Raw genomic sequence first — 25,544 nt, forward strand, 5'->3', positions numbered from 1 at the left:
ATAAAACTATGATATTTTAAACTGGGGTTTTGTATCTTTACTTTTATGCAAAACCTCCCTCCTTTAGCTGAACGCATGCGTCCGCAAAATCTGGACGAATATGTCGGCCAGAAACATTTAGTGGGGCCTGATGCTGTACTAAGAAAGGCCATACAAAGCGGACAATTACCCTCAATGATTTTTTGGGGTCCTCCCGGTGTTGGCAAAACTACCCTTGCATATATCATTTCTCAAACACTTGATCGTCCATTCTTTAATCTAAGTGCTATAAACTCAGGAGTAAAAGATATATTGAACGGGGCCTGGTAACGCTAATAGGAGCCACAACAGAAAACCCTTCTTTTGAGGTAATCTCAGCTTTGCTTTCCAGATGCCAGGTCTATATTTTAAAAGCACTGAATGAGGAAGAGCTCTCTGGTTTATTACAGACCGCCATTAAAAAGGATGTTGTTTTAAAAGAAAAGAAGATCACCATTAAAGAGCATGAAGCATTGATCAGGTTATCTGGCGGAGATGCCAGAAAGTTATTAAATGTTTTGGAGATTGCAGTTAATGGAATTGGTGGCAATAAATTAACGTTGAATAATGAAAACGTTCTGGCTCATGCTCAGCAGAATCTTGCCTTGTATGATAAGGCTGGTGAACAACACTACGACATTATATCGGCTTTCATTAAATCTATAAGAGGAAGCGATCCAAATGCGGCTGTTTACTGGTTGGCTAGAATGATTGAAGGTGGCGAAGATCCTTTGTTTATTGCCAGAAGGCTACTAATCCTTTCATCGGAAGACATAGGCAATGCCAATCCAAACGCATTGCTACTTGCAAACAATTGCTTTCAGGCAGTAAATGTGATAGGGTATCCAGAAGCCAGGATTATCCTCTCTCAAGCAGTTACCTATCTGGCATCTTCGGTAAAAAGCAATGCTTCTTACGAAGCGATAAATAAAGCTCAGGCTTTGGTGAAACAAACAGGTAACTTACCAGTCCCACTACATATCAGGAATGCACCAACCAAGCTCATGAAAAATATTGGATACGGTAAAGATTATGAATATTCGCACGCTTATGAGGGAAATTTCTCCGCTCAGGAATACCTTCCGGAAGAAATTAGCGGAACCAAATTATACGACCCCGGTAAAAATCCGGCTGAGGAAAAATTAAGAGAAAAACTAAAACAGAACTGGAAAAACAAATACAATTATTAATATGCTCATCACTTTTCTACATCATCAATGGAAAGCCTTTTGGCGCTCTAAGAATAAAGGGGGATCCATTGCTGCACAAATTTTTATTGGCTTTATCCTTCTGTATTTGCTTGCAGTAGCAGTTATTGCCGGACTTAGCCTCGAGATTCTGATTGAAAAATCCTTCCCTGGAAAAGATATATTCGGTGTATTTAATGGGTTTATTTTATATTATTTTGCCATCGAAATGATGATGAGGCTTCAGTTACAGGATTTACCCACCCTGAGTATTATACCTTATTTACATCTAAAAATCTCAAAACAAACTATAGTTAACTTCTTAAATGCAAGAGCATTATTTTCTGCTTTTAATATTTTGCCGTTATTCTTATTCGTTCCCTTTTGTGTAACCGCAATAGCCGATGTGCATGGTTCACTTGTAGCAATAATGTATATTGTTTCTATTATTTCCCTTACACTTTTTAATAATTACGCAGCGCTTTACATAAAGAGAATGAGTATATCCAATTTAAAGGTTATACCTATAATGCTTGCTTCAATTTTGACACTGGGGCTATTAGAGTATTTTAAAGTTTTTTCTATTTCGGCAATATCGAACCGCATATTTAATGTGATTTCTTTACATCCTTTAGTTGCGCTAGGGTTTAGTGGGATTGCCCTGGTGATATTTCTTGTGAACTCCAGATATCTTCGTAATAACTTATATACAGAGGAGTTAAGTAAAAATGAAGAGAAAAAAACGAGTACGGATTACCCTATCCTTGGTCGTTTTGGAGAAATAGGCACTTTAGTTGCCCTAGAGCTAAAATTAATTCTTAGACATAAAAGGACACGATCTAGCCTCATTATGTGTGTGATCTTTGTTTTTTATGGCTTCCTTTTTTACAAGAAAGATTTTTTACAGAAGGACAATTTTGCCGCCATGCTATTTGCTGCTGTTTTTATGACTGGCAGTGTAATTAGTATTTACGGTCAATTTATGTTTGGCTGGCAGGCCGCTCATTTTGACGGGCTATTGGTTAACAAAATTGACTTTAGAAAATTCATTAAAGCTAAGTTTTTACTATTCACTGTAATGTCCAGTTTTACCACATTGATCATAAGTCTTTACGGGTTTATCAGCTGGAAGATTTTGGCTGTTCAGTTTGCTGCTTATCTATACAATATTGGCATAGGAACTATAATAGTTCTCTATTTTGCAACTCGCAACTATAGGGCAATAGACCTGACCAAAGCTGCAACATTTAACTTTCAGGGGGTGGGCGCAAGTCAGTGGGTTTTAGGATTACCTTATTTCTTGCTACCTTATGTAATATTCTTGCCTTTCTTCTTTGTTGATCACCCTTATTGGGGCCTTGCTGCATTGGGAACATTGGGTGTCCTTGCTCTTTTAACCCGGGAATTCTGGGTAACCTTTTTAGTGAATCAATTTAATAAAAGAAAATATAACATTGCCGAAGGCTTTAGAGAATAACCATGATGCTAGAAATTTCAAATCTAAAAAAGATATACGGGAATAAAACCGTCGTAAATATTGAAGAATTACAGATCAATGCCGGAGAAACCATCGGCCTGGTAGGAAATAACGGAGCAGGAAAAACAACGCTATTTCGAATGCTGCTTGATCTGATTCGCCCAAATGCAGGTCAGATCCTGTCCAAAGGAGAGAATGTTGCAAAACACGATAAATGGAAAGACTACACAGCATCTTATCTTGATGAGGGTTTTCTGATAGATTATTTAACTGCCGAAGAGTATTTTACTTTTATTGGAGGTCTGCATAATTTTAGTCCGGCCCATGTAATGGATTATCTAAATCAATACATTGAGTTCTTTAATGATGAAATCCTTAATAAAGGCAAATATATTCGTGATTTTTCAAAGGGCAATCAAAATAAGATTGGTATTGCCGCAGCGCTTATGCAGAACCCCGAATTGTTAATATTGGATGAGCCTTTTGCTAATCTTGACCCTACTACTCAAATTCGGTTAAAATCATTAATTAAGAATTTGAAACAGGAGCACAAAATGACAACGCTAATATCCAGTCACGACTTAAATCACGTTACAGATGTTTGTGACAGGATTATTCTTTTAGAAAAAGGCCTGGTAATTAAAGATTTTCTTACAGATGAAAACACCTTGAAAGAATTAGAAGAATATTTTTCAGAATAATAGGTGGTTGTACTGAATTTTGGTCGCTTTCATACAAATTAAAATACGCCATTGTCCTTTTGTAACATTTATGTTTGCAAAAATTGACGGTGCAGGACAATAAAAATATGAAACAATAAAACTGGCATTAGGTTTGAGTTAGGCTCAAAGTAAAACAAACAATTATATTATGATTACTTCAAAATTTAAAATAGCAACATTTAGTATCGCTCTTTCTCTTGGTGCAATGGCATTTCAAGGTTGCGATAGTTTAACAAAAACACAAAAAGGAGCAGGTATTGGAGCTGCAGCGGGTGGTGTGATTGGTGCTATTATCGGTAAAAAAGCGGGTAATACAGCGGTAGGTGCTATTATTGGTGCTGCAGTTGGTGGTACAGCCGGTGGATTTATTGGTAAAAGGATGGATAAACAAGCTGCTGAAATACAGAATGCTATCCCAAATGCTGAAGTTATCCGTGAGGGTGAAGGTATTATCGTTAAGTTTGATAGTGGTATTCTTTTTGGTTTTGACAAATCAGATTTAACTGCTCAGGCTAAAACAAATATTAAATCTTTAGCTGGGTCAATAAATCAATATCCTGGAACTGACATTAAAGTTATTGGTCATACTGATAACAAAGGTACTGAAACCTATAACATGGCATTATCTGAAAGAAGAGCTGCCGCTGTTAAAGCGTATGCAGTTTCTCAAGGTGTTCCTTCATCACGTTTGATCACTTTAGGTAAAGGTTTCTCTGAGCCAATTGCTGATAATGCAACTGAAGAAGGAAGAGCTGCTAACCGTAGAGTTGAAGTTGTTATCGTTGCTAACGATCAATTGAAAAAAGAAGCTCAACAACAAGGCAAATAAGAACATTTACATCTACCTATAAAATAAAAACCCGTCGTACTATGTACTTCGGGTTTTTTACTTTTTATGATATTCTTCCTATTGGTAGATATCTTCAAAATAATGTATAGCAAGGGATTTAAGGAGTAATTCCTGCTCCATCATTGCAAACGAAGGAACCGGCTTTACAAGTTTCCAATGAGGCCATCCGTCCTGATCCAATCCTTCTAACTCGTAGAATCCCATTTCACTTAATAAACGACAGGTGGCAATATGCATTAGCTCCTCTTTTTGACGTTTACTATATTTTCCCGGACCTTTCCCTAACTCCTGAACACCAATCAAAAACAGTATAACTTTTAGATCAGGTACATCAGAATCAAATTCCTGTGCTATCTTTTGTTGCAAAATTTTCCATTTCGCATGTATTTCTGCAGGTTTCATATTACAAAGATACAATTAGACATGAAGCTTTATTACAATAATATTAAGCGTTTAGTAAAGTGATTTCTTATTTTTAGCACAATGTTACGGAGGTTATAATAGCTTCGAAGGATTAAAAGGAAATTTATATTAAAATGGAAAAAAAAATTATAACAGGCTTAATGGCCTACGGAATGTCTGGAAAGGTATTTCATGCCCCTTTTGTTGATGCACACCCAGGTTTTAAATTACATGCTGTAACTGAACGCAACCAAAAACAAGCCGCGGATGATTATCCTGGTGTAATTAGTTATAATACAATAGACGACTTAATAGCTGATGAAGCTATTGAACTTATCATTATAAACACGCCGAACTATACCCATTTTGATTATGCTACCAAATCGCTAAGTGCTGGAAAGCATATCTTAGTAGAAAAACCATTCACTGCTACATCAGCAGAAGCAAAGGAACTTTTCGAATTGGCTGACCGTATGGGTAAAAAAATATTCTTTTACCAAAACAGAAGATGGGATAGTGATTACATAGCTGTACGTGAAGTTATAGAAAGTGGAAAGCTTGGAAAACTGAACGAAGTTCACTTCCGCTATGATAGATATAGATTAGCCATAGGACCTAAAACCTTTAAAGAGGAACCCATAGCAGCAAGCGGATTAATGTATGATCTTGGACCGCACCTATTAGATCAGGCAATTAGCATATTCGGAAAACCAGAAACATTTCATAAAATTCTAGGCAAAAACCGTAAGGATACTAAAGTTGATGATTACTTTTCTATCCATTTAGGTTACCCAAATAGTGTCAATGTTTTTGTCCACTCTAATTTGCTATTGGTTGATCCACTTCCAGCTTTTGTATTACATGGTGAAAAAGGATCTTTACATAAAGAAAGAACTGATATTCAAGAAGAGCAGCTGTTAAAAAGAATGAAACTTTCTGACAGCGCCTATGGAATTGAACCTGAAGGAAAAGAAGGCAAATTGACATTAATTGATGAGCAAGGAAATAAAACGGTGCACTCAGTACCTTCTTTAAGAGGAAGCTACCTACCTTTATTCGAGGCAGTTTATCAGAGTGCTGTTAATGATGTTCCTTATCCGGTTACTCAAGATCAGGTGATTACTCAATTAGAAATTCTGGAAGCATAATAAATGGAAGGTTTATTTATTCTTATCCCAATATTACTTCTGGTAGTTTATTTTATACTTAGAAAAGATAACCGCCATAATTATGTGACCTTAAGCGAGTGGGATAAACAGTTGTTATTTAAGAATGTAAATTATTATCAACAACTGGAAGTAGACGATAAACCCAGATTTGAACAGAAACTTTCCGAGTTTTTAAGCTACGTCCGAATTGAAGGTGTTGGAACTGAGATTACCGTTTTAGATAAACTTTTAATTGCTTCGAGTGCCATTATTCCAGTCTTTGGTTTTGACAACTGGAAGTATAATAATTTAAGCAATGTAGTTTTATATCCAGACACCTTTAATACTGAATTTCAATACGAAGGTGGAGAAAGAAGGGTTATGGGGATGGTAGGTAACGGATTTATGAACGGGCAGATGATCTTATCGAGATCTGCCCTTCTTCAAGGTTTTTCAAATAGTGCAGATAAAGAGAACACTGCAATTCATGAGTTTGTTCATTTGCTGGACAAGTCTGACGGAGCAACCGATGGAGTACCTGAGAACTTATTAAAACACGAGTATACCATTCCGTGGGTTAAAATGATCCATGAGGAGATACAGCGCATTGAAAATGGCAAATCAGATATTAACCCTTATGCCATAACCAATGAAGCAGAGTTTTTTGCCGTAGTTTCAGAATATTTCTTTGAAAAACCTGAACAGTTTAATGTAAAACATCCTGAACTATACAACATCTTATCTAAAATATTTTTACAGAATCCGGCAAAGAAAACATTATAAACTACCCAATAGCGCTACATTAAATTCAGTAGATATTTCTATATGTGGAATATGGCCACAAGCTTCGAATTCAATAATTTTCGCACCTGGTATTTTAGCAGCAGTCTGTTTACCCAAAAGTTTATATTGTCCGTATAAAGCTTGTTGATCAGGACTAAGCAGCCCCTTTCCAACTATGGTCTTATCTTCCTTACCAATAAACAGTACTGTTGGCACCTTAATGTTATAGAATTCATAAACCACAGGCTGTTCATAGATCATAGTATACGTCATGGCTGCAACTTTTGCCCACCGTGGAAAATCACCACTATAGGTTACTCCTCCGGCAATACGGACTAGTTCCTCATACTCGGCTTTCCAAACAGTAAAATAAGACCCTTGATAATATTTCCTAATGCTTTCAGCGGTTGCTGTTAATTCCCTTTTATATTGTTCTTCGGTAGTCGAATAAGGTATAAAACGACGATAATCTTCTAATCCAATAGGGTTTTCAAGCAATAGTTTCTCGGTTTTTTCAGGATACATTAGTGCAAATCTGGTAGCCAGCATGCCCCCCATAGAATGGCCCAGAACACTAACTCTTGTAATACCTAAACCATCCAACAACTCTTTATTCCATTTGGCCATTTGATGAAAGCTATAATGGATAAAGGCCTTTGACGACTTACCAAACCCGATCTGATCGGGTACAATAACCCTAAACCCTCTGCTTGTGAGTGCTTTTATAACATTTGTCCAGTAATATCCTCCAAAGTTTTTACCATGAAACAACACCACTGTTCTTCCGTTATTAAGTTGGGTTGGAGGAATATCCATATAAGCCATGCGAAGGTCTTGCCCCTCTGTATTAACGGCAAAATATTTTACGGGATAAGCATATTTAACATTTTCTAAGTTGATGGAAATGGTATCTGTTTTTTGAGCAAATACTGAGGCAGCTGCACAGAATAAAAGAAAGAAGGATAAGGATATTGTTTTTAACATAGGTTAGTTTTAAAATGAAACAATAATAAGGTAGTGAAAGTTCTAAACTTAAGCATTATTTATAATTTTGCTAAAATATAAACAAAGAATGAGCATTCATTATTTAGGTCAGGAAAGGTTATGCCTTGCCCAGATCACAAAAATCATCGCCGAAAAGCAAACCATCGAACTATCTGACAGTGCTATTGAAAAAATTGAAAAGTGCAGAAAGTATTTGGACGATAAATTAAATCATAATGACGCTCCGATATATGGAATAAATACGGGTTTTGGATATTTACAAAATGTAAAGATCGAGGCCGAAATGCTATCTCAATTACAGCATAACTTACTTCTATCTCACGCATGCGGAACGGGAGAAGAAGTTCCTGCAGAAATTGTAAGGCTAATGCTTTTACTGAAAATACAATCGCTTAGTTATGGACATTCTGCAATAGCATTAACTACGGTTGAAAGACTTATAGCCTTTTACAACAACGACATTCTACCTGTAATCTATACCCAGGGATCTTTAGGTGCATCTGGAGATTTAGCTCCTCTGGCACACCTTGCTTTACCACTAATAGGTGAAGGTAGTGTAATTTACAAAGGAGAAAAGATTGCAACTGCTGATCTGTACCTTACATTGGGCTGGCAGCCACTCGTTCTACAATCGAAAGAAGGGCTTGCGCTAATAAATGGCACTCAATTTATGAGTGCCTATGGAATTTACTGCATTTCTAAAGCGCAGCATCTTGCAAAGTGGGCAGATGCCATAGCAGCTACTTCTATTGATAGTTTTGATTGCAGAATAGATCCATTTGATGACCTTAGTCATCTCATAAGGCCTCATGTAGGCCAGCTTCAAACTGCTGCTAATATTAGCAAATGGCTAGAAGGGAGTGAATTGATTAAGCAAAAAGGCAAACAAACGCAAGATCCTTATTCGTTTAGGTGTGTACCCCAGGTCCACGGAGCAAGTAAAGACAGCATTAATTATATACAATCTGTTTTTGAAACGGAGATTAACTCGGTAACAGACAATCCGAATGTTTTTCCGGATGAGGACAGGATCATTTCTGCCGGTAACTTCCATGGGCAACCATTGGCATTAACGCTGGATTTTATGTGTCTTGCTTTAGCAGAATTTGGATCAATCTCCGAAAGAAGAACTTTTCAACTGATCTCCGGACAAAGAGGCTTACCTCCTTTTCTGGTTAAAAATGCAGGGTTAAATTCAGGGCTGATGATAACGCAATACACTGCGGCATCCATTGCCAGCGAGAACAAGCAACTGTGCACACCGGCATCCGTAGATAGCATCGTATCTAGTAACGGGCAAGAGGACCATGTGAGCATGGGTGCAAATGCAGCAACTAAATGCTTGAGGGTTGTAAATAATTTAGAAAGAATTCTTGCAATTGAGCTGTTAACCGCAGCGCAGGCTTTAGAATTCAGGAGACCTCTTAAAACTTCTCCTGAACTGGAGAAGTTGATTTTTGCTTTCAGGCAAGAAATTCCGGCCCATGAAAATGACAGACTACTTTCCATAGAAATACAAAAATCTGTACAGTTTTTAAATGTATATAAGGGAGTATGATAACTTAAAAATAAGAGAGGAGCAAATTTGATATTTGCCCCTCTCTTATTTTCCTCATCAATGGGTTACTTTTTTAAAGTAAACGGGATGTTCACTCCAAATGTAACATTTCGTCCCTGATTATAGATACCAAGAGTTGGGTCTTCATCACTTAACCTTCCAGGCTTAAATCGACTTAAGTGATCATAATAAGCTTTGTCCAGCAAGTTTTTACCAGCAATATAAACCGTAATATCTTGAGTTTTACTCAACTTAACGGTTGTTCCAATTGCTGCATTTAAAAGCGTGTAGCCAGATGAAGGCTGTTCAAAACTGTCAATTTTACTCTGTTTAAAGAAATTATCAATACCAACAGAAAGATAAGAATGTTCGGTGCCATTTATTTTTGGCTCGAAACGCAATTCGTTGCGTAAAGTTGCCGCAGGAATAAAGGGCAGAGATTCCTTAGTAGTACGATTGGTGGCTCTTGTAAAGGAGAATCCATTCTCTAAGTGAATAAAACTTACAGGATGTAATGTTAAGGAGGCCTCTATACCTCTTAAAAAGGCATTATCTTGAACAAAGTTGTAGACTGGGAAATTTCTGCCATCAACTTCTTTCGTTTCCCCGCTGGTATTATAATAGATATAATCATTAATATAATTTGCAAAACCACCTAAACTGGCACTTAGATACTTGTTCTCGTAATCAAAAGAGGCATCAAACTGATAACTCTGCTCTGGCTTAAGGTTTGGATTACCTACCTCATAACGAAATACTCCTTCATGTACGCCGTTAGATGATAACTCTGCAATATTTGGTGCTCTAAAAGCGCTTCCGGCATTAGCCTTAAAACTTAATGCATCATTAAATTCATGGGTATAGCCAAGGGCCCCGGTAATGTGCGAAAATTTGTTGCTAAACGCACCAAAATCTACATCATCAGTATGAAAATCTTTGCCGATCATTTTTCTATAATCGAACCTGGCACCAATGTTAAAAGTGTTTTTGTCCCATGTTTTCTTAACAAAAGCAAACCCTCCAAATGCCTGACTGTCAAAATCTGGGATTAGCTGCTCTTGTCCACCTGTATTTAAACTATGAATGAATTCGCCCGAAGCACCTACTACAGGAGCCCAGCCATTCACTTCATTAAAAGAGTATTTTAAATCATAGCTATAGGTATAACTATTTAAAAACAAAGCGGGATCTTCCTCTGCCGCCTCCAGTTCTCTTCTTAAATTGTGCTGATAGCCCAAAGTTGCTTTTAGACTGCCTTCACCTAATAAAATATTACTGTTTAAGGCAACTTTATAATGACGGACATCTTGTTTTGGAAATGCTAGCGTCCTGTCTTTATTCTGCTCATCTGTAAATGGAGCTCCATCTTCGTTCACAAGTTGCCCATCTTCATTTCTCGCCGGTTCATAGAACCCAATATTAGTGCGGAAACTCGATGCATCCAAATGCGCATAACCCCATCTTTTGTTTAACCCGATCTGTCCTTCAAAGTTAGATTCATTAAATCCTGAGTTGGGAACATATTCTGTTGGTGTTTGATAAGAATAAGCATTTTTATACGAACCCCTTGCTCTATAAACAAATCCGTTTTCGTTACCTTGAAGCATTAATGAGCTACCCGTCAAACCATTGTTGGTGGCATAATTCGTTAAAAACTCTCCTTTTATGGTCCCTTCTGGAGCCGGTAGCGCATCAAGGATATTAATAACCCCACCTAAAGCGTCAGATCCATACATTAAACTTGCCGGGCCCTTTAATACTTCAACCCTGTCTGCACTGTATTGATCAATTTCAATTCCGTGCTCATCTCCCCATTGCTGTCCTTGTTGTTTAACACCATTATTTAGTGTAACTACCCTATTGTAGCTTAAGCCACGGATAACCGGCTTTGATATTCCAGCTCCAGTTGTGATTTGAGATACGCCAGGTGTACGAGATATAGCATCTATTAAGTTGGTTGAAGGACGATACAGCAAATCAGCCTTGCTTACGGTTGCTATAGAGGTGCTATTTTTTTTGTTATCGGAACTATTTGCCGATCCTGTTATAACTACCTCCCGCCCCTCTATTACGCTTGACTTTAAGGCAAATTCCATCGACCCTACATTCTTAAAGTCGACAATTTGGGTTATTGTTTGATAACCTACATATCTAATCTGTACAAGGAAGCTTCCGCGAGCGGGTACATTTTTTAAGGTAAATTCACCCGATTCATTCGTCATAACAGAAACCCGAAGGTCTGGAATTAAAATCGATGCCCCTGGTAACGGTTGTTGGGTTTCTGCATCCACAACTTTACCTTTCAATTCTATTAATTCAGCAGCAAAACCAGTTGCAGAGAAAAACGTATATAGTAGTACAACTATTAAAAATTGTATCTTTTTCATGAATATAATTATATGATTACAAACCTCCCTGAATGTTCAAGTCGGCTTCAATTGAGTGTATAAAATYATGATGCAACGCACAAAATCCATGCAGCGTCATGACAAGTAATAAATTAAAGAAATATTAAGCTATCGGTGGGCCTCTTAACCCTAAACGGATTAAGTCAGCATAAGAATTGCTGATTGCCTCTACAGGTTTTAAACCAGATTTGCTAACCTGATATAAAGTGTAATGAGAGTGAGTGGTGATGTAGTCTTTTTCGAAATGAGCCGCACATATTAAACAAGTATCAGCATGCGTGCGCACGTGAAATTGATGTTTACAGGTCTCTCCATTTTTTGCACATTGTGTCTCCTCCTCATGATGACTATGAAGAATGCTAAATGGCGTAAGTGCAATGGAAAAGACCATTAACAAAACGATCGAGATAGCTTTATTGATATGTAAAACCTTTTCTTTCAATTTCAAAAACCAAACTTAACCAATTCTATATAATTATATACATTTGTCTGGTAACATTGCCTTTATATGACTGCTATTGTAAACTACCCAACCGCACTTTGTGATGGATTGGGCTTTAGACATCAATAATGTACAGTACAACTATACCTATCGTATCTTTCGGGCAGATTTACAGCAACCCCAAGCAAAGCAATGTTTTGAGCAGCATTAAAGTCCGCATCGATCACATCCACTTTGCAATTTTTATTTGTACACTTAAAAACCTTATTGGTTCTTTTACCAATGTATCTACAGTAATTACAGGTTTGAGAAGTGTATCCAGGTTCTACAACGACCAGCTTAACAGCATTCAAACGACATTTGTATTCCAGAAAAGAACGAAGCTGTGCAAAAGACCAACGACCAAGTTTTGTTCTAAACTTTTTATTTCTCGGTTTAGAACTAAATCGGATGTTCGTCAGGTTTTCAATAGCAATTCCTTTTCTTTGATCCTTAGCGGATTTTACAATCGATTTGGAAATGGTGTGGTTGATTATAGCAGATGTAGTTCGTTCCTTGCCACTAAGCCGTTTGCTCAACTTTTTGGAGTTGCGTGTGCCTTTGCGTTGAACAGAACTACGAACCTTTTGTCTTTTTTCTCTGTATTGATTCATCCAGTCAGCGGAGTGTTTACCGCCATCAGAGGTAACGGCTATATCGGTCAATCCAAAATCAACACCGATAAATCCCGATATATCCTGTGCAGCTGGTTCTGGAATGTCCAGGGTTTGATAAAGAAAGAATTTGCCTTTTTTATAAACCAAATCAGCTTCACCTTTGAGGTATGGAATATAATCGGGGTTGTGACAAATAAAGCGAATGTTTTGACGACCACCTATGCACCACAAAGAGACCACATGATCCTGCTTGTATGTCATGATACGCGCATCATAAGTAATGCTTCCCATTGTTTTAAAAGCGCGTTTGGTTTTCTTATCCAATTTATAAGCATGGGCAACTTTTGTAAATGCGCGTACAAGCATTTGGGAAGAAAGCCCAAATTTACCTTTGTAAGAATCGTAAAGCTGGTAATGGAGTTTGAATTTATTGAAAATACGCTTTTCCCAAGCGACCTCAGAAATCGCATTGCAAGCAAGGTTTGCTTCCCGAAAGGTTTCCAGAAGCAACTCGGTTTGTTCAGCAGTTGGAAGCAATTTTATTTTCAATACCAATTTCACAATACTAATGTACGGACTTAATTAAATAACTAAAAACAATAGCTATATTGACTAAAAACAATAGTAATATTTTAATTTTAAAATTAGGGGATAGCTGCTTTCCCCCCACCCACGCTTAGGCGATGAGTGGGTTTCCGCAGCCTTTTTATGAATTTAAATCTTGATCTCAGTAAAAAAAATACACCAATCGGCACCACATTAACCTGCAAAGGGTGGGTACAGGAAGCCGCGTTGCGAATGTTATTGAATAACCTTGATCCAGAGGTTGCAGAGCGTCCGGAAGAGCTTATTGTTTACGGTGGCAGAGGCAAAGCAGCAAGAAATAAAGAAGCCTTAGCGTTAATCATTAAAGCTTTACAAAACCTGGAAGACACGGAGACGCTGTTAATACAGTCTGGCAAACCAGTAGGAATATTACCAACGCATAAAGATGCACCAAGGATATTGATATCGAACTCCCAACTAGTACCAAAATGGGCTACCCAACAGCACTTTGATGAGCTGGAAGATAAGGGCTTGATGATGTATGGTCAAATGACAGCGGGTTCATGGATTTATATAGGCTCGCAGGGCATCGTACAAGGCACTTATGAAACCTATTCGGCATTGTCAAAAAAGCACTTTGGCAGTAACTTAAAAAACACTTTAAATGTTACGGCTGGACTTGGGGGTATGGGGGGTGCCCAACCACTCGCAATAACAATGAACATGGGTGTATGCCTGGCAGCTGAAGTCGAAGAATGGCGCATTCAGAAAAGATTAGAAACTCGTTACATCGACGAAATTGAACATAACATAGATGCTGCAATTGACAGGGCATTGCAATACAAACAAGAAGGTAAAGCATTATCCATCGGTGTGGTTTGTAATGCAGTTGAATTATTACAGCGATTGATAGATAGAAGTATTACACCTGATACTTTAACTGATCAAACTTCGGCACACGACCCTTTAATTGGATACTTCCCTGAAGGATTGAGTGTTTCGGAAGCCAATGCTTTGCGTACTGCAAATCCTGATAAGTATGTAGAGCGCTCTTATGCTACAATGGCTAAGCATGTGCGGCAAATGCTGGAATTACAGAAAAGAGGAGCCATCACATTTGATTATGGCAACAATCTGCGTGGGCGCGCACTGGAAGTCGGTGTTAAAAATGCATTTGACTTCCCTGGTTTCGTTCCAGCTTATATTCGTCCACTTTTTTGTGAGGGCAAAGGTCCTTTTAGATGGGCGGCTTTAAGCGGGGATTCACAAGACATTTACGAAACAGACAAATTGATCCTCGAATTATTTCCTGAAAACGAAAGTTTAAAACAATGGATTACCATGGCCCAGGAACGAATTGCATTCCAGGGTTTACCTGCCAGAATTTGCTGGCTTGGACAGGGAGAACGCGAAAAAGCTGGCGTTGCATTTAATAAATTAGTGGCCGAAGGAAAGGTAAAAGCTCCGATTGTAATCGGTAGAGATCATTTAGATACAGGTTCTGTTGCTTCGCCAAACCGGGAAACAGAAGCAATGCTGGATGGTTCAGATGCTGTGGCAGACTGGCCCATTCTTAACGCATTAATTAATACCGCTGGTGGAGCAAGCTGGGTTTCACTTCATCACGGTGGAGGAGTTGGAATTGGATATTCCATACATGCTGGAATGGTAATAGTTGCTGATGGTACTGCCGATGCTGAAGCGCGAATTAAACGTGTGCTACATAATGATCCGGCACTGGGGGTTATAAGGCATGCTGATGCGGGATATGATATTGCAAAGGACACCTTAAGAAAACATCGTTTAGGCCTGTAAAATCCAGCTCCGTTCAACGTTTTATTACAAAACGATGATAGAATAATTCAATACCTTTAATTGGTTTTTGAAACATGCTAACTACTTATACGTTATATAAATAAAAAGGAAATGGCAACTGCTCAGCAAATTCGAAATGGTTACATCGATTACGTTTTAATGAACGATGAGAAACCTAAATCAGTTTATAGTTTTGTTAAAAAATTAAAGATATCTGAGTCCGATTTTTATGAGTTTTACGCCTCTTTTGAAAGTATAGAAAAGATTATATGGGTAGAATTAATAGTAGAAACCATTGGTACTTTACAGCAGCAGGAGGTCTGGAACGAGTACTCATCCAGAGATAAAATCCTTGCTTTTTTCTATAGCTATGTTGAAGTACTCAAAAAGCAAAGAAGCTTTGTAATTTATAGCCTTAAAACAACTAAAGATAGATTCTCGACCCCTGACGCACTTTCGGGAGTAAAACCAATATTTGAACATTTTGCTGAAGAGATCTTGAACGAAGGCCTGGAAACAGGAGAATTGGCAGAAAGAAAATTTTTCAGCAAAAGGTATAAAGACGCCCTTTGGATTCAATTTGCTTTTATAGTAAAATTCTGGGTTAGTGATGATAGTACGGGATTTGAAAAAACTGATGAGGCAATAGAAAAAGGCATAAATGTAACCTTTGACCTATTTCAAAGATCACCTATCGACAATCTGTTGGAATATGGAAAGTTCCTCTCAAGGAACGGGCATTTTAAAGAGAAGATGAGATTTTAAGATCAAATGAAAGAGCAAAGCAGTATCCCGGTAACTAAAACGCAGAGGTCAGCAAAATTTGTAAAAACAGGATTTCAGATCGGTGGCAACTACATCAAACACTATTCTAAGAAACTATTTAATCCACAACTGACTAATGATGAGTTAAATGAAGACAATGCTACAGACATTTATAAATCACTTAGTGAACTAAAAGGAAGTGCATTAAAGATTGCCCAAATGTTAAGCATGGATAAAAATATCCTGCCTAAATCTTATATTGATAAGTTTACACAATCACAATATAATGCTCCTCCACTGTCAGGGCCACTTATTGTAAGAACTTTTACCAAAAGCTTTGGGAAAACTCCAGAAAAAATCTACGACAAATTTAATCTCAGATCAACCAATGCCGCATCAATCGGCCAAGTTCATACTGCTGAATTAAAGGGGAAAAAACTTGCAGTGAAAATTCAATACCCAGGTGTTGGCGATAGCATCTCTTCTGATCTTAAAATGGTAAAGCCCTTTGCTTTTCGTTTATTAGGTATGAGCGAGAAAGAATTGAATATTTATATTAAAGAGGTTGAAGAGCGCTTATTAGAAGAAACCGACTATGAACTGGAAGTAAAACGTTCTATCGAGTTTTCTGAAGCCTGTAAAAATTTAAATAATGTTGTTTTCCCAACTTACTACCCGGAACTGTCGGGAAAGAAAATAATCTCGATGGATTGGATAGATGGTCATCATCTAAAAGAATTTTTAAAGACAAAACCTTCACAGGAATTACGAAATAAAATTGGTCAGGCCCTTTGGGACTTCTATAATTTCCAGCAACACGAATTAAGAGCAGTTCATGCTGATCCACATCCCGGAAATTTTTTGATCACTCCGGAAGAAAAACTAGGGGTTATCGATTTTGGATGCATCAAAGAAATGCCCGATGACTTCTATTATCCCTTTTTCTCACTCATATCTACTGATGTGATTAAAGATAAAGCTAAAACAATTGAAGCATTTCGAAAACTAGAAATGATTCATAAGGAAGATAATGCTGAACAGATCGAATTCTATTATCATGCTTATCGTGAAATGATTGAACTATTCGCGAGGCCATATACAAGCGAAGTATTTAATTTTGACAATCCGGATTTTTTTGCACGGCTATATTCCTATGGCGAAAAGATTTCTAAGATGGCTGAGTTTAAACAAGCAAGGGGCGTTAAGCATTTTATTTATGTAAACCGGACAAATTTTGGTCTGTATGCCATTTTACAAGAGCTTAAAGCGATTGTAAATACAACTACATACAAACCTCATTTGAAATAAGAAAGGGCATAGTCGCCACAACCACACCCATTCTAACCTAAAACTCTATTCTTGGACTTTAATAATGTAAAAAGGTTCAATGAAACTCCCAGATTATTTTAACGTCGCAGCAGTAACCATTAGGCATACTATTGCAATAATTTGTTCAAATTTCTCAAATAAACAATAAACAAATCATTCTACTTGAATATATTTGTACTACTAAATATCTCTATTTTGGCAAAAGGCTCTACAATTTACAAAAACATACTTGTTATTGAGGATAATCACGCTATCCTTGATGTGATCACCTTGATTTTACAAAGTGAAGCATATAATGTAACAGGCCTTAACAAGAGCGCAGATATGATGTTTCATATTGAGCAGCTTAAACCGGATTTACTTATTCTTGATATCATGTTGCCTGATGGAGATGGCCGCGAATTGCTAAAAACACTTAGGTCTGATGCAACTACGGATCAAATCCCTGTATTGATGATATCTGCGAGATATACAGCTCAAAATGTTGAACATGGTGAATACAAGCCAAATGGTTTTCTTGCTAAACCATTTGACATTGATGATCTTTTGGACAAAATAGAAGGTATTTTGGCCGGTAAAACTTACATCTAAACCAGATAAACGTTGCTGTTATGACTCAAAATGAAGAATTGATCCGCCACTTTTACGCTAGCTTTCAAAATAAAGACGTAAAGGCTATGCAAGATTGCTACGCCGATAGTGCTACCTTTAGCGATCCTGTATTTACTAATTTAAATGCAAAACAGGTACGTTCTATGTGGGCTATGCTTATCAAAAGCGGCAAGGATATGCGAATTGAGTTTAAAAATATTTCGGGAAATGAGATGGGGGGAAGCGCCGAATGGGACGCATATTATACTTTTTCCGCTACAGGAAACATGGTAGTTAATAGAATTAAAGCCTCCTTTCTAATAGAGAACGGGAAAATAACAAAACATACTGACCAGTTCAATTTTTACACATGGGCTAAACAAGCTCTTGGATTTACAGGGCTTTTATTAGGATGGACAACCTTTTTAAGAAATAAGATCAGCACTAAAGCAAAAAGAAATTTGGAGAACTTTATGGCTTCCTCAAAGACTAATTAACTTTTAACAGTTCAACAACAGCAGCAATAGTTAGCTTTTCTTGTTGCCCGCTTTTCATGTTTTTCAATGTTAAGACATCATTGCTCATTTCTTCACTTCCGATGAGTATTACGTAAGGAATATGTTTATCGTCAGCATAGCTCATCTGCTTTTTAAGCTTCGAAGAAGATGGATATAGTTCCGCAGCAATATTTGCCCCACGCAGTTGCTGTAAGATTGGCAGAGCATATCTTTCGGCTTCCTTATCAAAGTTACTGATCAGAACCTTTGTGCCTGCAGCTGCAGATTCAGGGAAAAGATTCAGTTCCTGTAATACATCATAAATTCTATCCGCACCAAAAGATACCCCAACCCCGGTTAAGCCCTTTAAACCAAACATACCGGTTAAATCGTCATATCTTCCTCCTCCTCCAATGCTCCCCATAGAAACCTCATTGGTTTTCACTTCAAATATGCAACCTGTATAATAATTCAATCCTCTTGCCAGCGTAATATCTAATTCAACATTCGGATTCATAGACGAGTCTGCTTTAAGCATTGAATTTACATAGTCAAACACCGCCTCTATCTCTTCAACGCCTTTAAGTCCTGTTGCTGAAACAGACAATACTGTTTTTAAACTATCCAGCTTTTGTTCGTTAGTACCTTCAAGCAAAATAACCGGCTTTAACCTATCTATATCTGCTTCAGTAAACCCACGCTCCAATAGCTCTTTAATTACGCCATCTAAACCTATTTTATCAAGTTTATCAATAGCAACAGTCATATCTATAATTAATTCAGGCTTACCTACAACTTCAGCAATTCCTGATAATATCTTGCGGTTATTGATCTTTATTGTAAAGTCCTTTAACCCAAGATTGCTTAACGCTTCCTGATAGATCAATATAAACTCAGCCTCGTTTAATAAACTATCAGATCCAACAACATCCACATCACACTGATAAAACTCTCTGTAACGTCCCTTCTGTGGTCTGTCAGCACGCCATACAGGTTGTACCTGGAACCGTTTAAAGGGGAGAGAAATATCATTCTGATGCATCACAACATAGCGTGCAAAAGGCACCGTTAAATCGTAACGTAAGGCTTTTTCGCTAATGGATGATGTAACAGCATTTGAATTTGCTTGCGAAAGCAGTTCCGGCTTTACCTTAGAAAGGAAATCACCACTGTTTAATATCTTAAATATAAGTTTATCGCCCTCATCACCATATTTACCAGTTAAGGTTGATAGATTTTCCATTGAGGGCGTTTGTATCTCTGCATAGCCATATTTTTTAAACACCATTTTAATGGTATCAAAAATATAGTTACGTTTTACCATTTCCTGTGGAGAAAAATCTCTGGTTCCTTTAGCTAAAGAGGGTTTGATATTCGACATGAGCGCAAAAGTACAAAAAGTAACAAGCATAAAAAAGCTTGCCTGTATTATACACAGGCAAGCTCAATATTTAAATCTCCTTGAAGAGAATTCTGATTAAACTAATAACCTAACAGGTTCTTCCATTAGTGCTTTAAATGTTTGCAGGAATGCAGCACCTGTAGCGCCATCAACCGTACGGTGATCACAACTTAAGGTAACCTTCATTATATTTCCTGGAACAACAGCACCATTTTTAACAACCGGTACTTGTGAGATTCCGCCTATAGCAAGAATACAAGAATCAGGAGTATTGATGATAGCAGTAAATTCATCTATACCAAACATACCTAAGTTTGAAACAGTGAAAGTTGAACCTTCCCAATCAGCAGGCTGTAATTTTTTAGCTTTTGCACGTTGTGCGAAATCCTTAACCTCAGCAGAAATACGGGAYAATGATTTTCCATCAGCAAAACGTACTACAGGAACCAATAATCCATCTTCAACAGCTATAGCTACACCTATGTTTACATGCTCGTTGTAACGAATTGCATCTCCTCTCCAAGAAGAGTTTACATTTGGATGTTGTTTTAAAGCCACAGCTACTGCTTTTAGAACTAAATCATTGAATGATAGTTTAACAGGCGAGAATTCATTCATCTTAGTGCGTGCGGCAATGGCAGCGTCCATATCGATAACCATGGTAAGGTAGAAATGCGGCGCAGTGAATAAGCTTTCGCTTAAACGCTTAGCAATTACCTTACGCATTTGAGAAACAGGTTTCTCAGTGAATTTCTCTTCGCCTAAATACTGTGCAAGTACCGGTGCAGATTTTTCTGCAGGGGCACCTGATTCAGCTGCTTTGGCAGCAGGCTTAAAGTTTTCAATATCTTTTTTAATAATACGTCCACCATCTGCACTACCAGCAACCTGACTAAGGTCAATTCCTTTTTCCTGGGCAATCTTTTTAGCTAACGGAGATGCTTTTACGCGATCAGTGCTTCCTGAAGCAAGAGGAGCTTCTTCTTTCTGAGACACTGGTGAAGATTTCTCTTCAACTGGAGCATCAGATTTTTTATCAGCAGCAGGTTTTGCCGGAGCGTCGCCCTGGCTAAGTATTCCACTAATGTCAGTTCCTTCCGGACCTACAATGGCAATAATCCCATTAACTTTAGCTGCCTGCCCTTTTTCAACACCAATGTGTAATAAAGTTCCTTCAGCATAACCCATTACCTCCATAGTAGCCTTATCGGTTTCTACGTCAGCAAGGATGTCATCATTTTTAACTTTATCACCTACTTTTTTATGCCATTCAGCAATTACGCCTTCAGTCATAGTATCACTTAATAAAGGCATACGAACAACCGTAACACCTTGTTTCTCTAAATCTGCATCAGTTATTGCCGGAGCTGAGGCAGATTCCTTTTTCTCTTCAACAGGTTTCTCCGATGATGATTTATCTGCAGCAGGTTCTTCTTTAGCAGCAGGTGTTGCACCGCCTTCCGCGTCAAGGGCAGCTTTGTAATCTTCACCCTCTTTACCAACTACAGCAATAATAGCATCAACAGGAACAGCTTTACCTTCTTCTACACCAATGTACAATACGGTACCATCCCAATATGATTCTAAATCCATGGTTGCCTTATCGGTTTCCACTTCGGCCATAACATCGCCGCTTTTAACTTTATCGCCAACTTTTTTATGCCACTTAGCCATAACACCTTCTGTCATGGTATCGCTCATTTTGGGCATTCTAACTATTTCAGCCATTCTATATATCTATTGAAATGCGTTCTAAATTAATCTTGTACGTATGGGTAGTCTTGTTGCACATAAACATCAGTATATAATTCCGATGCTTCAGGCCAAGGAGACTCTTCAGCAAATTTCACAGATTCATCAACAATCTGTTTTACTTTATTTTCAATTTCTTCGATCCATGCCTGATCAGCATATTTCTCTTTAAGAATCACTTCTCTTACTGTTTCAATAGGATCTTTAGCTTTGTACTCTTCTAATTCGTCTTTTGTACGATATTTAGCAGGGTCAGACATAGAATGTCCGCGGTAACGGTAAGTTCTCATCTCTAAGAAAGTTGGGCCTTCACCATTTCTTGCACGTTGAGCAGCTTCATCCATTGCGTTGTGAACTGCAACAGGGTCCATTCCATCTACCGGGGCACATGGCATATCGAAACCTAGTCCTATTTTATAAATATCAACCATGTTTGTAGTACGCTCCACAGAAGTTCCCATTGCATAACCATTGTTTTCGCAAACAAATATTACAGGTAATTTCCAAAGCATCGCCATATTGAAAGCCTCATTTAAAGCTCCCTGACGAACGGCTCCATCACCCATGTAGCAAACATTTACATTTTTAGTGCCTTTATATTTTTCAGCAAACGCAATACCTGCTCCAAGAGGGATTTGTCCACCTACAATACCATGGCCACCATAAAAATTAAATTCCTTACTAAACATGTGCATAGAACCACCTTTGCCTTTTGAGCAACCTGTAGCTTTACCATACATCTCGGCCATAATGCTATTTGCACTTACGCCTTTTGCCAAAGCATGAGCATGATCACGGTAAGCAGTTATCATGGAATCTTCCGGCTGTAATGCAGAAATAGCTCCTGCAACAACGGCCTCCTGGCCAATATATAAATGACAAAATCCACGGATTTTCTGTTGTCCGTATAGTTGTCCAGTTTTTTCTTCGAACTTGCGCATCAGCAACATCGACTCAAACCACTTCAGATAGGTATCTTTATTAATTTCTACTGCACTCATTGTTGGGTGTTGATTTTTATTTACGAGAGCAAATCTACTTCTTTATTGCAACATATCGAAGAAAATGATGTAAAATGCACACTAAGGTTACAAAAAATGTTAATAACTTTTAATATTAGGTCTATGACATTTGGATAACATTTGTAAAATACATATGTTTGCCATCCAAACAATAAGCCCTAGTGGTGTACGTTTAAGTGTAAGTGCCTTTTACCCAAACTTAACAGTATAACATGATAAAAAAGTTTTTGTTGTCTTCCCTGATTGTATTGTGCAGCCTCTCGGCCCTCAACGCACAAACAAAAACAAAAGAAACTAATAAATTAGAGGATCCCGATAATTTAGCTTCGCAGTATTTTTCGCAGGTGATGGGTGTTGCTGTTGATGCAACTTCTAATATTAAACTCTACAAATTCATTTACGAATGGATTGGCACCCCTTACAGATTTGGGGGAAACACGAGTAAAGGGATTGATTGTTCCGCTTTTACAAAAGCTATTTACGATAAAGTTTTCAACACTACTATATTAAGAAATTAAAGAGACATTTTCAGCATGGTTGACCCATTGCCAAAAGATGAACTAAAAGAAGGTGATCTTGTATTTTTTAAAATAAAAAGCAGAACCATTACGCATATCGGTATCTATTTGGGAGATAATCGTTTTGCCCATGCTTCATCAACGCGTGGTGTTGTAATCAGTAATTTAAATGAACCTTATTACTCTAGATATTTTTATAAAGGCGGAAGAATAATTGATGCCGTAAAGAATGATCTGATTGAAGAATAAATCCTATTTGAATAGAAACGCATTTAAGTCTTCCTAATATTTTAGGAAGACTTTTTTTATAAAATAATAATGAGACTTCTAAGCATAAGCCTTTTAAATATCGTAATCAGTTTAATCCTGTCAAGTTGCACTACCACGGCTTCAACTACTGACCTTTCACAGATTCAGGATATCATACAAAAGGATACTACAGCTTTAAAAAAAGATACCATTTCTATAATTGGCGTTGGCGATATTATGCTTGGATCAGCCTATCCTGATAAATCAAATTTACCAAAGGGCGATGCTATAAAGAGCTTTAAAAATGTAGATACCTTTTTAAAAGGAGATATCGTTTTCGGGAATCTTGAAGGATGTTTCCTGAACAGTGGGAAATCTACAAAATGCAAGGATACGACCGGAAATAGTTGTTTTGCTTTTAGAATGCCCGAAAGATATGCGGTAATTATAAAAAATGCTGGTTTCAATTTACTAAGTGTTGCAAATAATCATGTCGGTGATTTTGGCTTTAAGGGCAGGAAGAGAACAACCACAATTCTTGATTCACTAAATATAAATTACGCAGGCCTGCAGTCGCACCCTTCAGTAATTTTTGAAAAAGATAGTATCAAATATGCTTTCTGCGCATTTGCCCCTAATGAAAACACCGTTTCTATTAATAATCTTGACAGTGCAAAATCACTCGTTTCAAGATTAAAAGCACAAGTTGACATTGTTATTGTCTCCTTTCATGGTGGTGGCGAAGGAGCTAAATTTGAACACGTTCTCAGAGCCGATGAAATATTTTATGAAGAGAACAGAGGTAACGTATATGCGTTTGCACATGGTGTAATAGATGCGGGAGCAGATGTAGTTCTTGGTCATGGTCCGCATGTTACCAGGGCAGTAGAAGTGTATAAAAACAAGTTCATTGCATATAGCCTTGGTAACTTCTGTACTTATGGAATGTTTAGTCTTAAAGGGCCTAACGGATTTGCTCCATTATTACAGCTTAAGATCAAGTCGAACGGCGATTTTATTCTCGCAGACATCATTTCAGTAAAACAAGATAAAATCCACAATTTAACTATAGACAACAATTACACTGCCTTTAAAAAGATCCAGTGGTTAACCAATACTGACTTCCCCGAGCATCAGTTAACTTTCTCTGCAAATGGACGCATTGAATTAAAAAAGAACTAAGCTTCGTCCTTTGTATTCTTTATTAAGCCTATACCAGACACAAAGAAAATAATACCAATAATGGCAACTACAATCAATTCTCTTGTCTGAATGCTATGTTGAACATATCCGTACCCAGCATAAATAAGCGCTATTATTCCCAAAACAGTTAAGATAGTTCCAAAAGTTCGTTTAACATTCATAAGGTAAATTTTAGTTACATTAGTTACTAATACAATATCTGTGCCCGATTGTTCGTACCTTGACTTATTCATTATTCTAATTAATTATAACGCTATGGAATACACTTTTTACATTATCCTTTTTATCGCAGCTGTGATATTAATCAGTTCATTTGTAACGGTTAAACAAGGCACAATTGCAGTAGTAACTATTTTCGGAAAATACAGAAGATTATTAAGCCCGGGACTAAGCTTAAAAATACCCCTTATTGAGAATATTCACTCCAGAATTTCAATACAAAACAGATCTGTGGAGCTTTCTTTCCAGGCAGTAACACAAGATCAGGCCAATGTATACTTTAAGGCCATGTTGCTATACTCTGTAATTAATCATGACGAGGAGACGATTAAAAACGTTGCCTTCAAATTTGTAGATTCTACAAACTTAATGCAAGCCCTAATTCGTACTATAGAGGGCTCCATAAGGGCATATGTTGCCACCCAAAAACAAGCAAATGTGCTTGCACAGAGAAACGAAATTGTTGACCATGTTAAGCATCAGATAGATCAGGTACTAGAAAGCTGGGGCTATCACTTACAGGATCTGCAACTTAACGACATTACATTCGATGAAGAAATTATGCGCTCTATGAGTCGCGTTGTGGCCTCAAACAATCTAAAAGCTGCTGCCGAAAACGAAGGCCAGGCTTTATTAATTACAAAAACCAAGGGTGCTGAGGCAGACGGTAATGCTATTAAAATTGCTGCTGCTGCAGAACGTGAGGCTGCCCAGCTTAGAGGTCAGGGTATTGCGCTGTTTCGTGCAGAAGTTGCACATGGTATGACCAAAGCCGCACAAGAAATGGAAGAGGCTAATCTTGATATATCAGTTATTCTTTTTACTATGTGGACAGAATCTATTAAACAATTTGCCGAGAACAGTGAAGGCAATGTTATTTTCCTTGATGGATCTACTGAAGGTATGAATCGAACAATGAAAGAAATGATGGCCATGCAGATGCAAAAGACCTCTGACAATAAGAAATAAATATAGGAAGA

At 37.6% G+C, this 25,544-nt stretch carries 22 protein-coding genes and 2 pseudogenes; 15 read left to right on the forward strand and 9 right to left on the reverse strand.

Annotation, left to right across the window (positions count from 1 at the left end):
- Positions 1-45 precede the first annotated feature (45 nt).
- The 4 genes and pseudogenes from AC1DDX_RS01685 to AC1DDX_RS01700 all read left to right on the forward strand — a co-directional run bounded on the left by AC1DDX_RS01685 (position 46) and on the right by AC1DDX_RS01700 (position 4,233).
- A pseudogene (locus AC1DDX_RS01685) lies at positions 46-1,208 on the forward strand (replication-associated recombination protein A).
- Between the two features lies 1 nt (position 1,209).
- The gene (locus AC1DDX_RS01690) at positions 1,210-2,682 is read left to right on the forward strand and encodes a DUF5687 family protein (RefSeq protein ID WP_172661827.1); all 1,473 of its coding nucleotides are present in this window, start codon (positions 1,210-1,212) and stop codon (positions 2,680-2,682) included.
- Positions 2,683-2,684: 2 nt separating this feature from the next.
- Positions 2,685-3,383, forward strand: coding sequence for an ABC transporter ATP-binding protein (locus AC1DDX_RS01695; RefSeq protein ID WP_172661828.1), 699 nt, complete (start codon positions 2,685-2,687; stop codon positions 3,381-3,383).
- Between the two features lie 169 nt (positions 3,384-3,552).
- On the forward strand, positions 3,553-4,233 hold the full coding sequence (locus AC1DDX_RS01700; protein WP_099440429.1) for a YiaD family glycine zipper/OmpA-like lipoprotein: 681 nt from the start codon (positions 3,553-3,555) through the stop codon (positions 4,231-4,233).
- A gap of 78 nt (positions 4,234-4,311) precedes the next feature.
- Here the strand turns inward: AC1DDX_RS01700 and AC1DDX_RS01705 are convergent, their stop codons facing one another.
- A complete protein-coding gene (locus AC1DDX_RS01705; protein ID WP_048907844.1) occupies positions 4,312-4,656 on the reverse strand; it encodes a hypothetical protein in 345 nt (114 codons plus the stop codon).
- A gap of 134 nt (positions 4,657-4,790) precedes the next feature.
- On the opposite strand from AC1DDX_RS01705, the gene AC1DDX_RS01710 reads away from it, so the two are divergent.
- Positions 4,791-5,804, forward strand: a complete 1,014-nt coding sequence (locus AC1DDX_RS01710) for a Gfo/Idh/MocA family oxidoreductase (protein WP_288884367.1) — start codon at positions 4,791-4,793, stop codon at positions 5,802-5,804.
- A gap of 3 nt (positions 5,805-5,807) precedes the next feature.
- Positions 5,808-6,587, forward strand: a complete 780-nt coding sequence (locus AC1DDX_RS01715) for a M90 family metallopeptidase (protein WP_288884366.1) — start codon at positions 5,808-5,810, stop codon at positions 6,585-6,587.
- Here the strand turns inward: AC1DDX_RS01715 and AC1DDX_RS01720 are convergent.
- A complete protein-coding gene (locus AC1DDX_RS01720; RefSeq protein ID WP_288884365.1) occupies positions 6,582-7,571 on the reverse strand; it encodes an alpha/beta fold hydrolase in 990 nt (329 codons plus the stop codon). The two genes, AC1DDX_RS01715 and AC1DDX_RS01720, sit on opposite strands and share 6 nt — an antisense overlap.
- 88 nt (positions 7,572-7,659) lie before the next feature.
- On the opposite strand from AC1DDX_RS01720, the gene hutH reads away from it, so the two are divergent.
- Positions 7,660-9,150: a histidine ammonia-lyase gene (gene hutH, locus AC1DDX_RS01725; RefSeq protein WP_288884364.1), complete on the forward strand. Its 1,491-nt coding sequence runs from the start codon at positions 7,660-7,662 to the stop codon at positions 9,148-9,150.
- Between the two features lie 65 nt (positions 9,151-9,215).
- Here hutH and AC1DDX_RS01730 read toward each other — a convergent pair whose 3' ends face one another.
- From AC1DDX_RS01730 to AC1DDX_RS01740, 3 genes are all read right to left on the reverse strand, one after another.
- Positions 9,216-11,537 carry a TonB-dependent receptor gene (locus AC1DDX_RS01730; protein ID WP_337717293.1) on the reverse strand — a complete coding sequence of 774 codons (2,322 nt, stop codon included), beginning with the start codon at positions 11,535-11,537 and terminating at the stop codon, positions 9,216-9,218.
- 124 nt (positions 11,538-11,661) lie between these two features.
- A complete protein-coding gene (locus AC1DDX_RS01735) occupies positions 11,662-12,006 on the reverse strand; it encodes a hypothetical protein (RefSeq protein WP_288884283.1) in 345 nt (114 codons plus the stop codon).
- 116 nt (positions 12,007-12,122) lie between these two features.
- Positions 12,123-13,205, reverse strand: a complete 1,083-nt coding sequence (locus AC1DDX_RS01740) for an RNA-guided endonuclease InsQ/TnpB family protein (protein WP_288884282.1) — start codon at positions 13,203-13,205, stop codon at positions 12,123-12,125.
- Between the two features lie 159 nt (positions 13,206-13,364).
- On the opposite strand from AC1DDX_RS01740, the gene hutU reads away from it, so the two are divergent.
- The 5 genes from hutU to AC1DDX_RS01765 all read left to right on the forward strand — a co-directional run bounded on the left by hutU (position 13,365) and on the right by AC1DDX_RS01765 (position 18,199).
- On the forward strand, positions 13,365-15,017 hold the full coding sequence (hutU, locus tag AC1DDX_RS01745) for a urocanate hydratase (RefSeq protein ID WP_288884281.1): 1,653 nt from the start codon (positions 13,365-13,367) through the stop codon (positions 15,015-15,017).
- A 111-nt stretch (positions 15,018-15,128) separates the two neighbouring features.
- On the forward strand, positions 15,129-15,782 hold the full coding sequence (locus AC1DDX_RS01750; protein WP_288884280.1) for a TetR family transcriptional regulator C-terminal domain-containing protein: 654 nt from the start codon (positions 15,129-15,131) through the stop codon (positions 15,780-15,782).
- Positions 15,783-15,788: 6 nt separating this feature from the next.
- Positions 15,789-17,090: an ABC1 kinase family protein gene (locus AC1DDX_RS01755; RefSeq protein WP_288884279.1), complete on the forward strand. Its 1,302-nt coding sequence runs from the start codon at positions 15,789-15,791 to the stop codon at positions 17,088-17,090.
- A 183-nt stretch (positions 17,091-17,273) separates the two neighbouring features.
- A complete protein-coding gene (locus AC1DDX_RS01760; protein ID WP_235207291.1) occupies positions 17,274-17,702 on the forward strand; it encodes a response regulator transcription factor in 429 nt (142 codons plus the stop codon).
- 20 nt (positions 17,703-17,722) lie between these two features.
- Positions 17,723-18,199, forward strand: a complete 477-nt coding sequence (locus AC1DDX_RS01765; protein ID WP_288884278.1) for a nuclear transport factor 2 family protein — start codon at positions 17,723-17,725, stop codon at positions 18,197-18,199.
- Here AC1DDX_RS01765 and hisS read toward each other — a convergent pair.
- The 3 genes from hisS to pdhA all read right to left on the reverse strand — a co-directional run bounded on the left by hisS (position 18,192) and on the right by pdhA (position 22,354).
- The gene (gene hisS / locus AC1DDX_RS01770) at positions 18,192-19,580 is read right to left on the reverse strand and encodes a histidine--tRNA ligase (protein ID WP_337717291.1); all 1,389 of its coding nucleotides are present in this window, start codon (positions 19,578-19,580) and stop codon (positions 18,192-18,194) included. The two genes, AC1DDX_RS01765 and hisS, sit on opposite strands and share 8 nt — an antisense overlap.
- A 96-nt stretch (positions 19,581-19,676) precedes the next feature.
- Positions 19,677-21,329, reverse strand: a complete 1,653-nt coding sequence (locus AC1DDX_RS01775; protein WP_337717288.1) for a pyruvate dehydrogenase complex dihydrolipoamide acetyltransferase — start codon at positions 21,327-21,329, stop codon at positions 19,677-19,679.
- 29 nt (positions 21,330-21,358) lie between these two features.
- Complete coding sequence (pdhA, locus tag AC1DDX_RS01780; RefSeq protein ID WP_172661841.1) at positions 21,359-22,354, reverse strand: pyruvate dehydrogenase (acetyl-transferring) E1 component subunit alpha; 996 nt, start codon at positions 22,352-22,354, stop codon at positions 21,359-21,361.
- 233 nt (positions 22,355-22,587) lie between these two features.
- On the opposite strand from pdhA, the pseudogene AC1DDX_RS01785 reads away from it, so the two are divergent.
- Together AC1DDX_RS01785 and AC1DDX_RS01790 are read left to right on the forward strand one after the other, a co-directional pair.
- A pseudogene (locus AC1DDX_RS01785) lies at positions 22,588-23,142 on the forward strand (C40 family peptidase).
- Positions 23,143-23,211: 69 nt separating this feature from the next.
- Positions 23,212-24,324, forward strand: a complete 1,113-nt coding sequence (locus tag AC1DDX_RS01790) for a CapA family protein (RefSeq protein ID WP_288884276.1) — start codon at positions 23,212-23,214, stop codon at positions 24,322-24,324.
- Here the strand turns inward: AC1DDX_RS01790 and AC1DDX_RS01795 are convergent.
- Positions 24,321-24,578, reverse strand: a complete 258-nt coding sequence (locus AC1DDX_RS01795) for a hypothetical protein (RefSeq protein WP_246269628.1) — start codon at positions 24,576-24,578, stop codon at positions 24,321-24,323. The genes AC1DDX_RS01790 and AC1DDX_RS01795 overlap by 4 nt on opposite strands.
- Positions 24,579-24,600: 22 nt before the next feature.
- Between AC1DDX_RS01795 and AC1DDX_RS01800 the strand changes: the two genes are divergently transcribed.
- On the forward strand, positions 24,601-25,533 hold the full coding sequence (locus AC1DDX_RS01800; RefSeq protein ID WP_172661844.1) for an SPFH domain-containing protein: 933 nt from the start codon (positions 24,601-24,603) through the stop codon (positions 25,531-25,533).
- The last annotated feature ends 11 nt before the right edge of the window (positions 25,534-25,544 follow it).

The organism is Pedobacter sp. 10L46_2 (genome assembly GCF_056395165.1).

Coding starts and splice junctions, on each gene's coding strand:
- AC1DDX_RS01790 (WP_288884276.1), top strand. CDS start 23,212: ATGAGACTTCTAAGCATAAGCCTTTTAAATATCGTAATCAGTTTAATC.
- AC1DDX_RS01800 (WP_172661844.1), top strand. CDS start 24,601: ATGGAATACACTTTTTACATTATCCTTTTTATCGCAGCTGTGATATTA.
- AC1DDX_RS01750 (WP_288884280.1), top strand. CDS start 15,129: ATGGCAACTGCTCAGCAAATTCGAAATGGTTACATCGATTACGTTTTA.
- AC1DDX_RS01720 (WP_288884365.1), bottom strand. CDS start 7,571: ATGTTAAAAACAATATCCTTATCCTTCTTTCTTTTATTCTGTGCAGCT.
- AC1DDX_RS01715 (WP_288884366.1), top strand. CDS start 5,808: ATGGAAGGTTTATTTATTCTTATCCCAATATTACTTCTGGTAGTTTAT.
- hisS (WP_337717291.1), bottom strand. CDS start 19,580: ATGTCGAATATCAAACCCTCTTTAGCTAAAGGAACCAGAGATTTTTCT.
- AC1DDX_RS01730 (WP_337717293.1), bottom strand. CDS start 11,537: ATGAAAAAGATACAATTTTTAATAGTTGTACTACTATATACGTTTTTC.
- AC1DDX_RS01710 (WP_288884367.1), top strand. CDS start 4,791: ATGGAAAAAAAAATTATAACAGGCTTAATGGCCTACGGAATGTCTGGA.
- AC1DDX_RS01765 (WP_288884278.1), top strand. CDS start 17,723: ATGACTCAAAATGAAGAATTGATCCGCCACTTTTACGCTAGCTTTCAA.
- AC1DDX_RS01795 (WP_246269628.1), bottom strand. CDS start 24,578: ATGAATAAGTCAAGGTACGAACAATCGGGCACAGATATTGTATTAGTA.
- AC1DDX_RS01695 (WP_172661828.1), top strand. CDS start 2,685: ATGATGCTAGAAATTTCAAATCTAAAAAAGATATACGGGAATAAAACC.
- hutU (WP_288884281.1), top strand. CDS start 13,365: ATGAATTTAAATCTTGATCTCAGTAAAAAAAATACACCAATCGGCACC.
- hutH (WP_288884364.1), top strand. CDS start 7,660: ATGAGCATTCATTATTTAGGTCAGGAAAGGTTATGCCTTGCCCAGATC.
- AC1DDX_RS01755 (WP_288884279.1), top strand. CDS start 15,789: ATGAAAGAGCAAAGCAGTATCCCGGTAACTAAAACGCAGAGGTCAGCA.
- AC1DDX_RS01700 (WP_099440429.1), top strand. CDS start 3,553: ATGATTACTTCAAAATTTAAAATAGCAACATTTAGTATCGCTCTTTCT.
- AC1DDX_RS01705 (WP_048907844.1), bottom strand. CDS start 4,656: ATGAAACCTGCAGAAATACATGCGAAATGGAAAATTTTGCAACAAAAG.
- AC1DDX_RS01690 (WP_172661827.1), top strand. CDS start 1,210: ATGCTCATCACTTTTCTACATCATCAATGGAAAGCCTTTTGGCGCTCT.
- pdhA (WP_172661841.1), bottom strand. CDS start 22,354: ATGAGTGCAGTAGAAATTAATAAAGATACCTATCTGAAGTGGTTTGAG.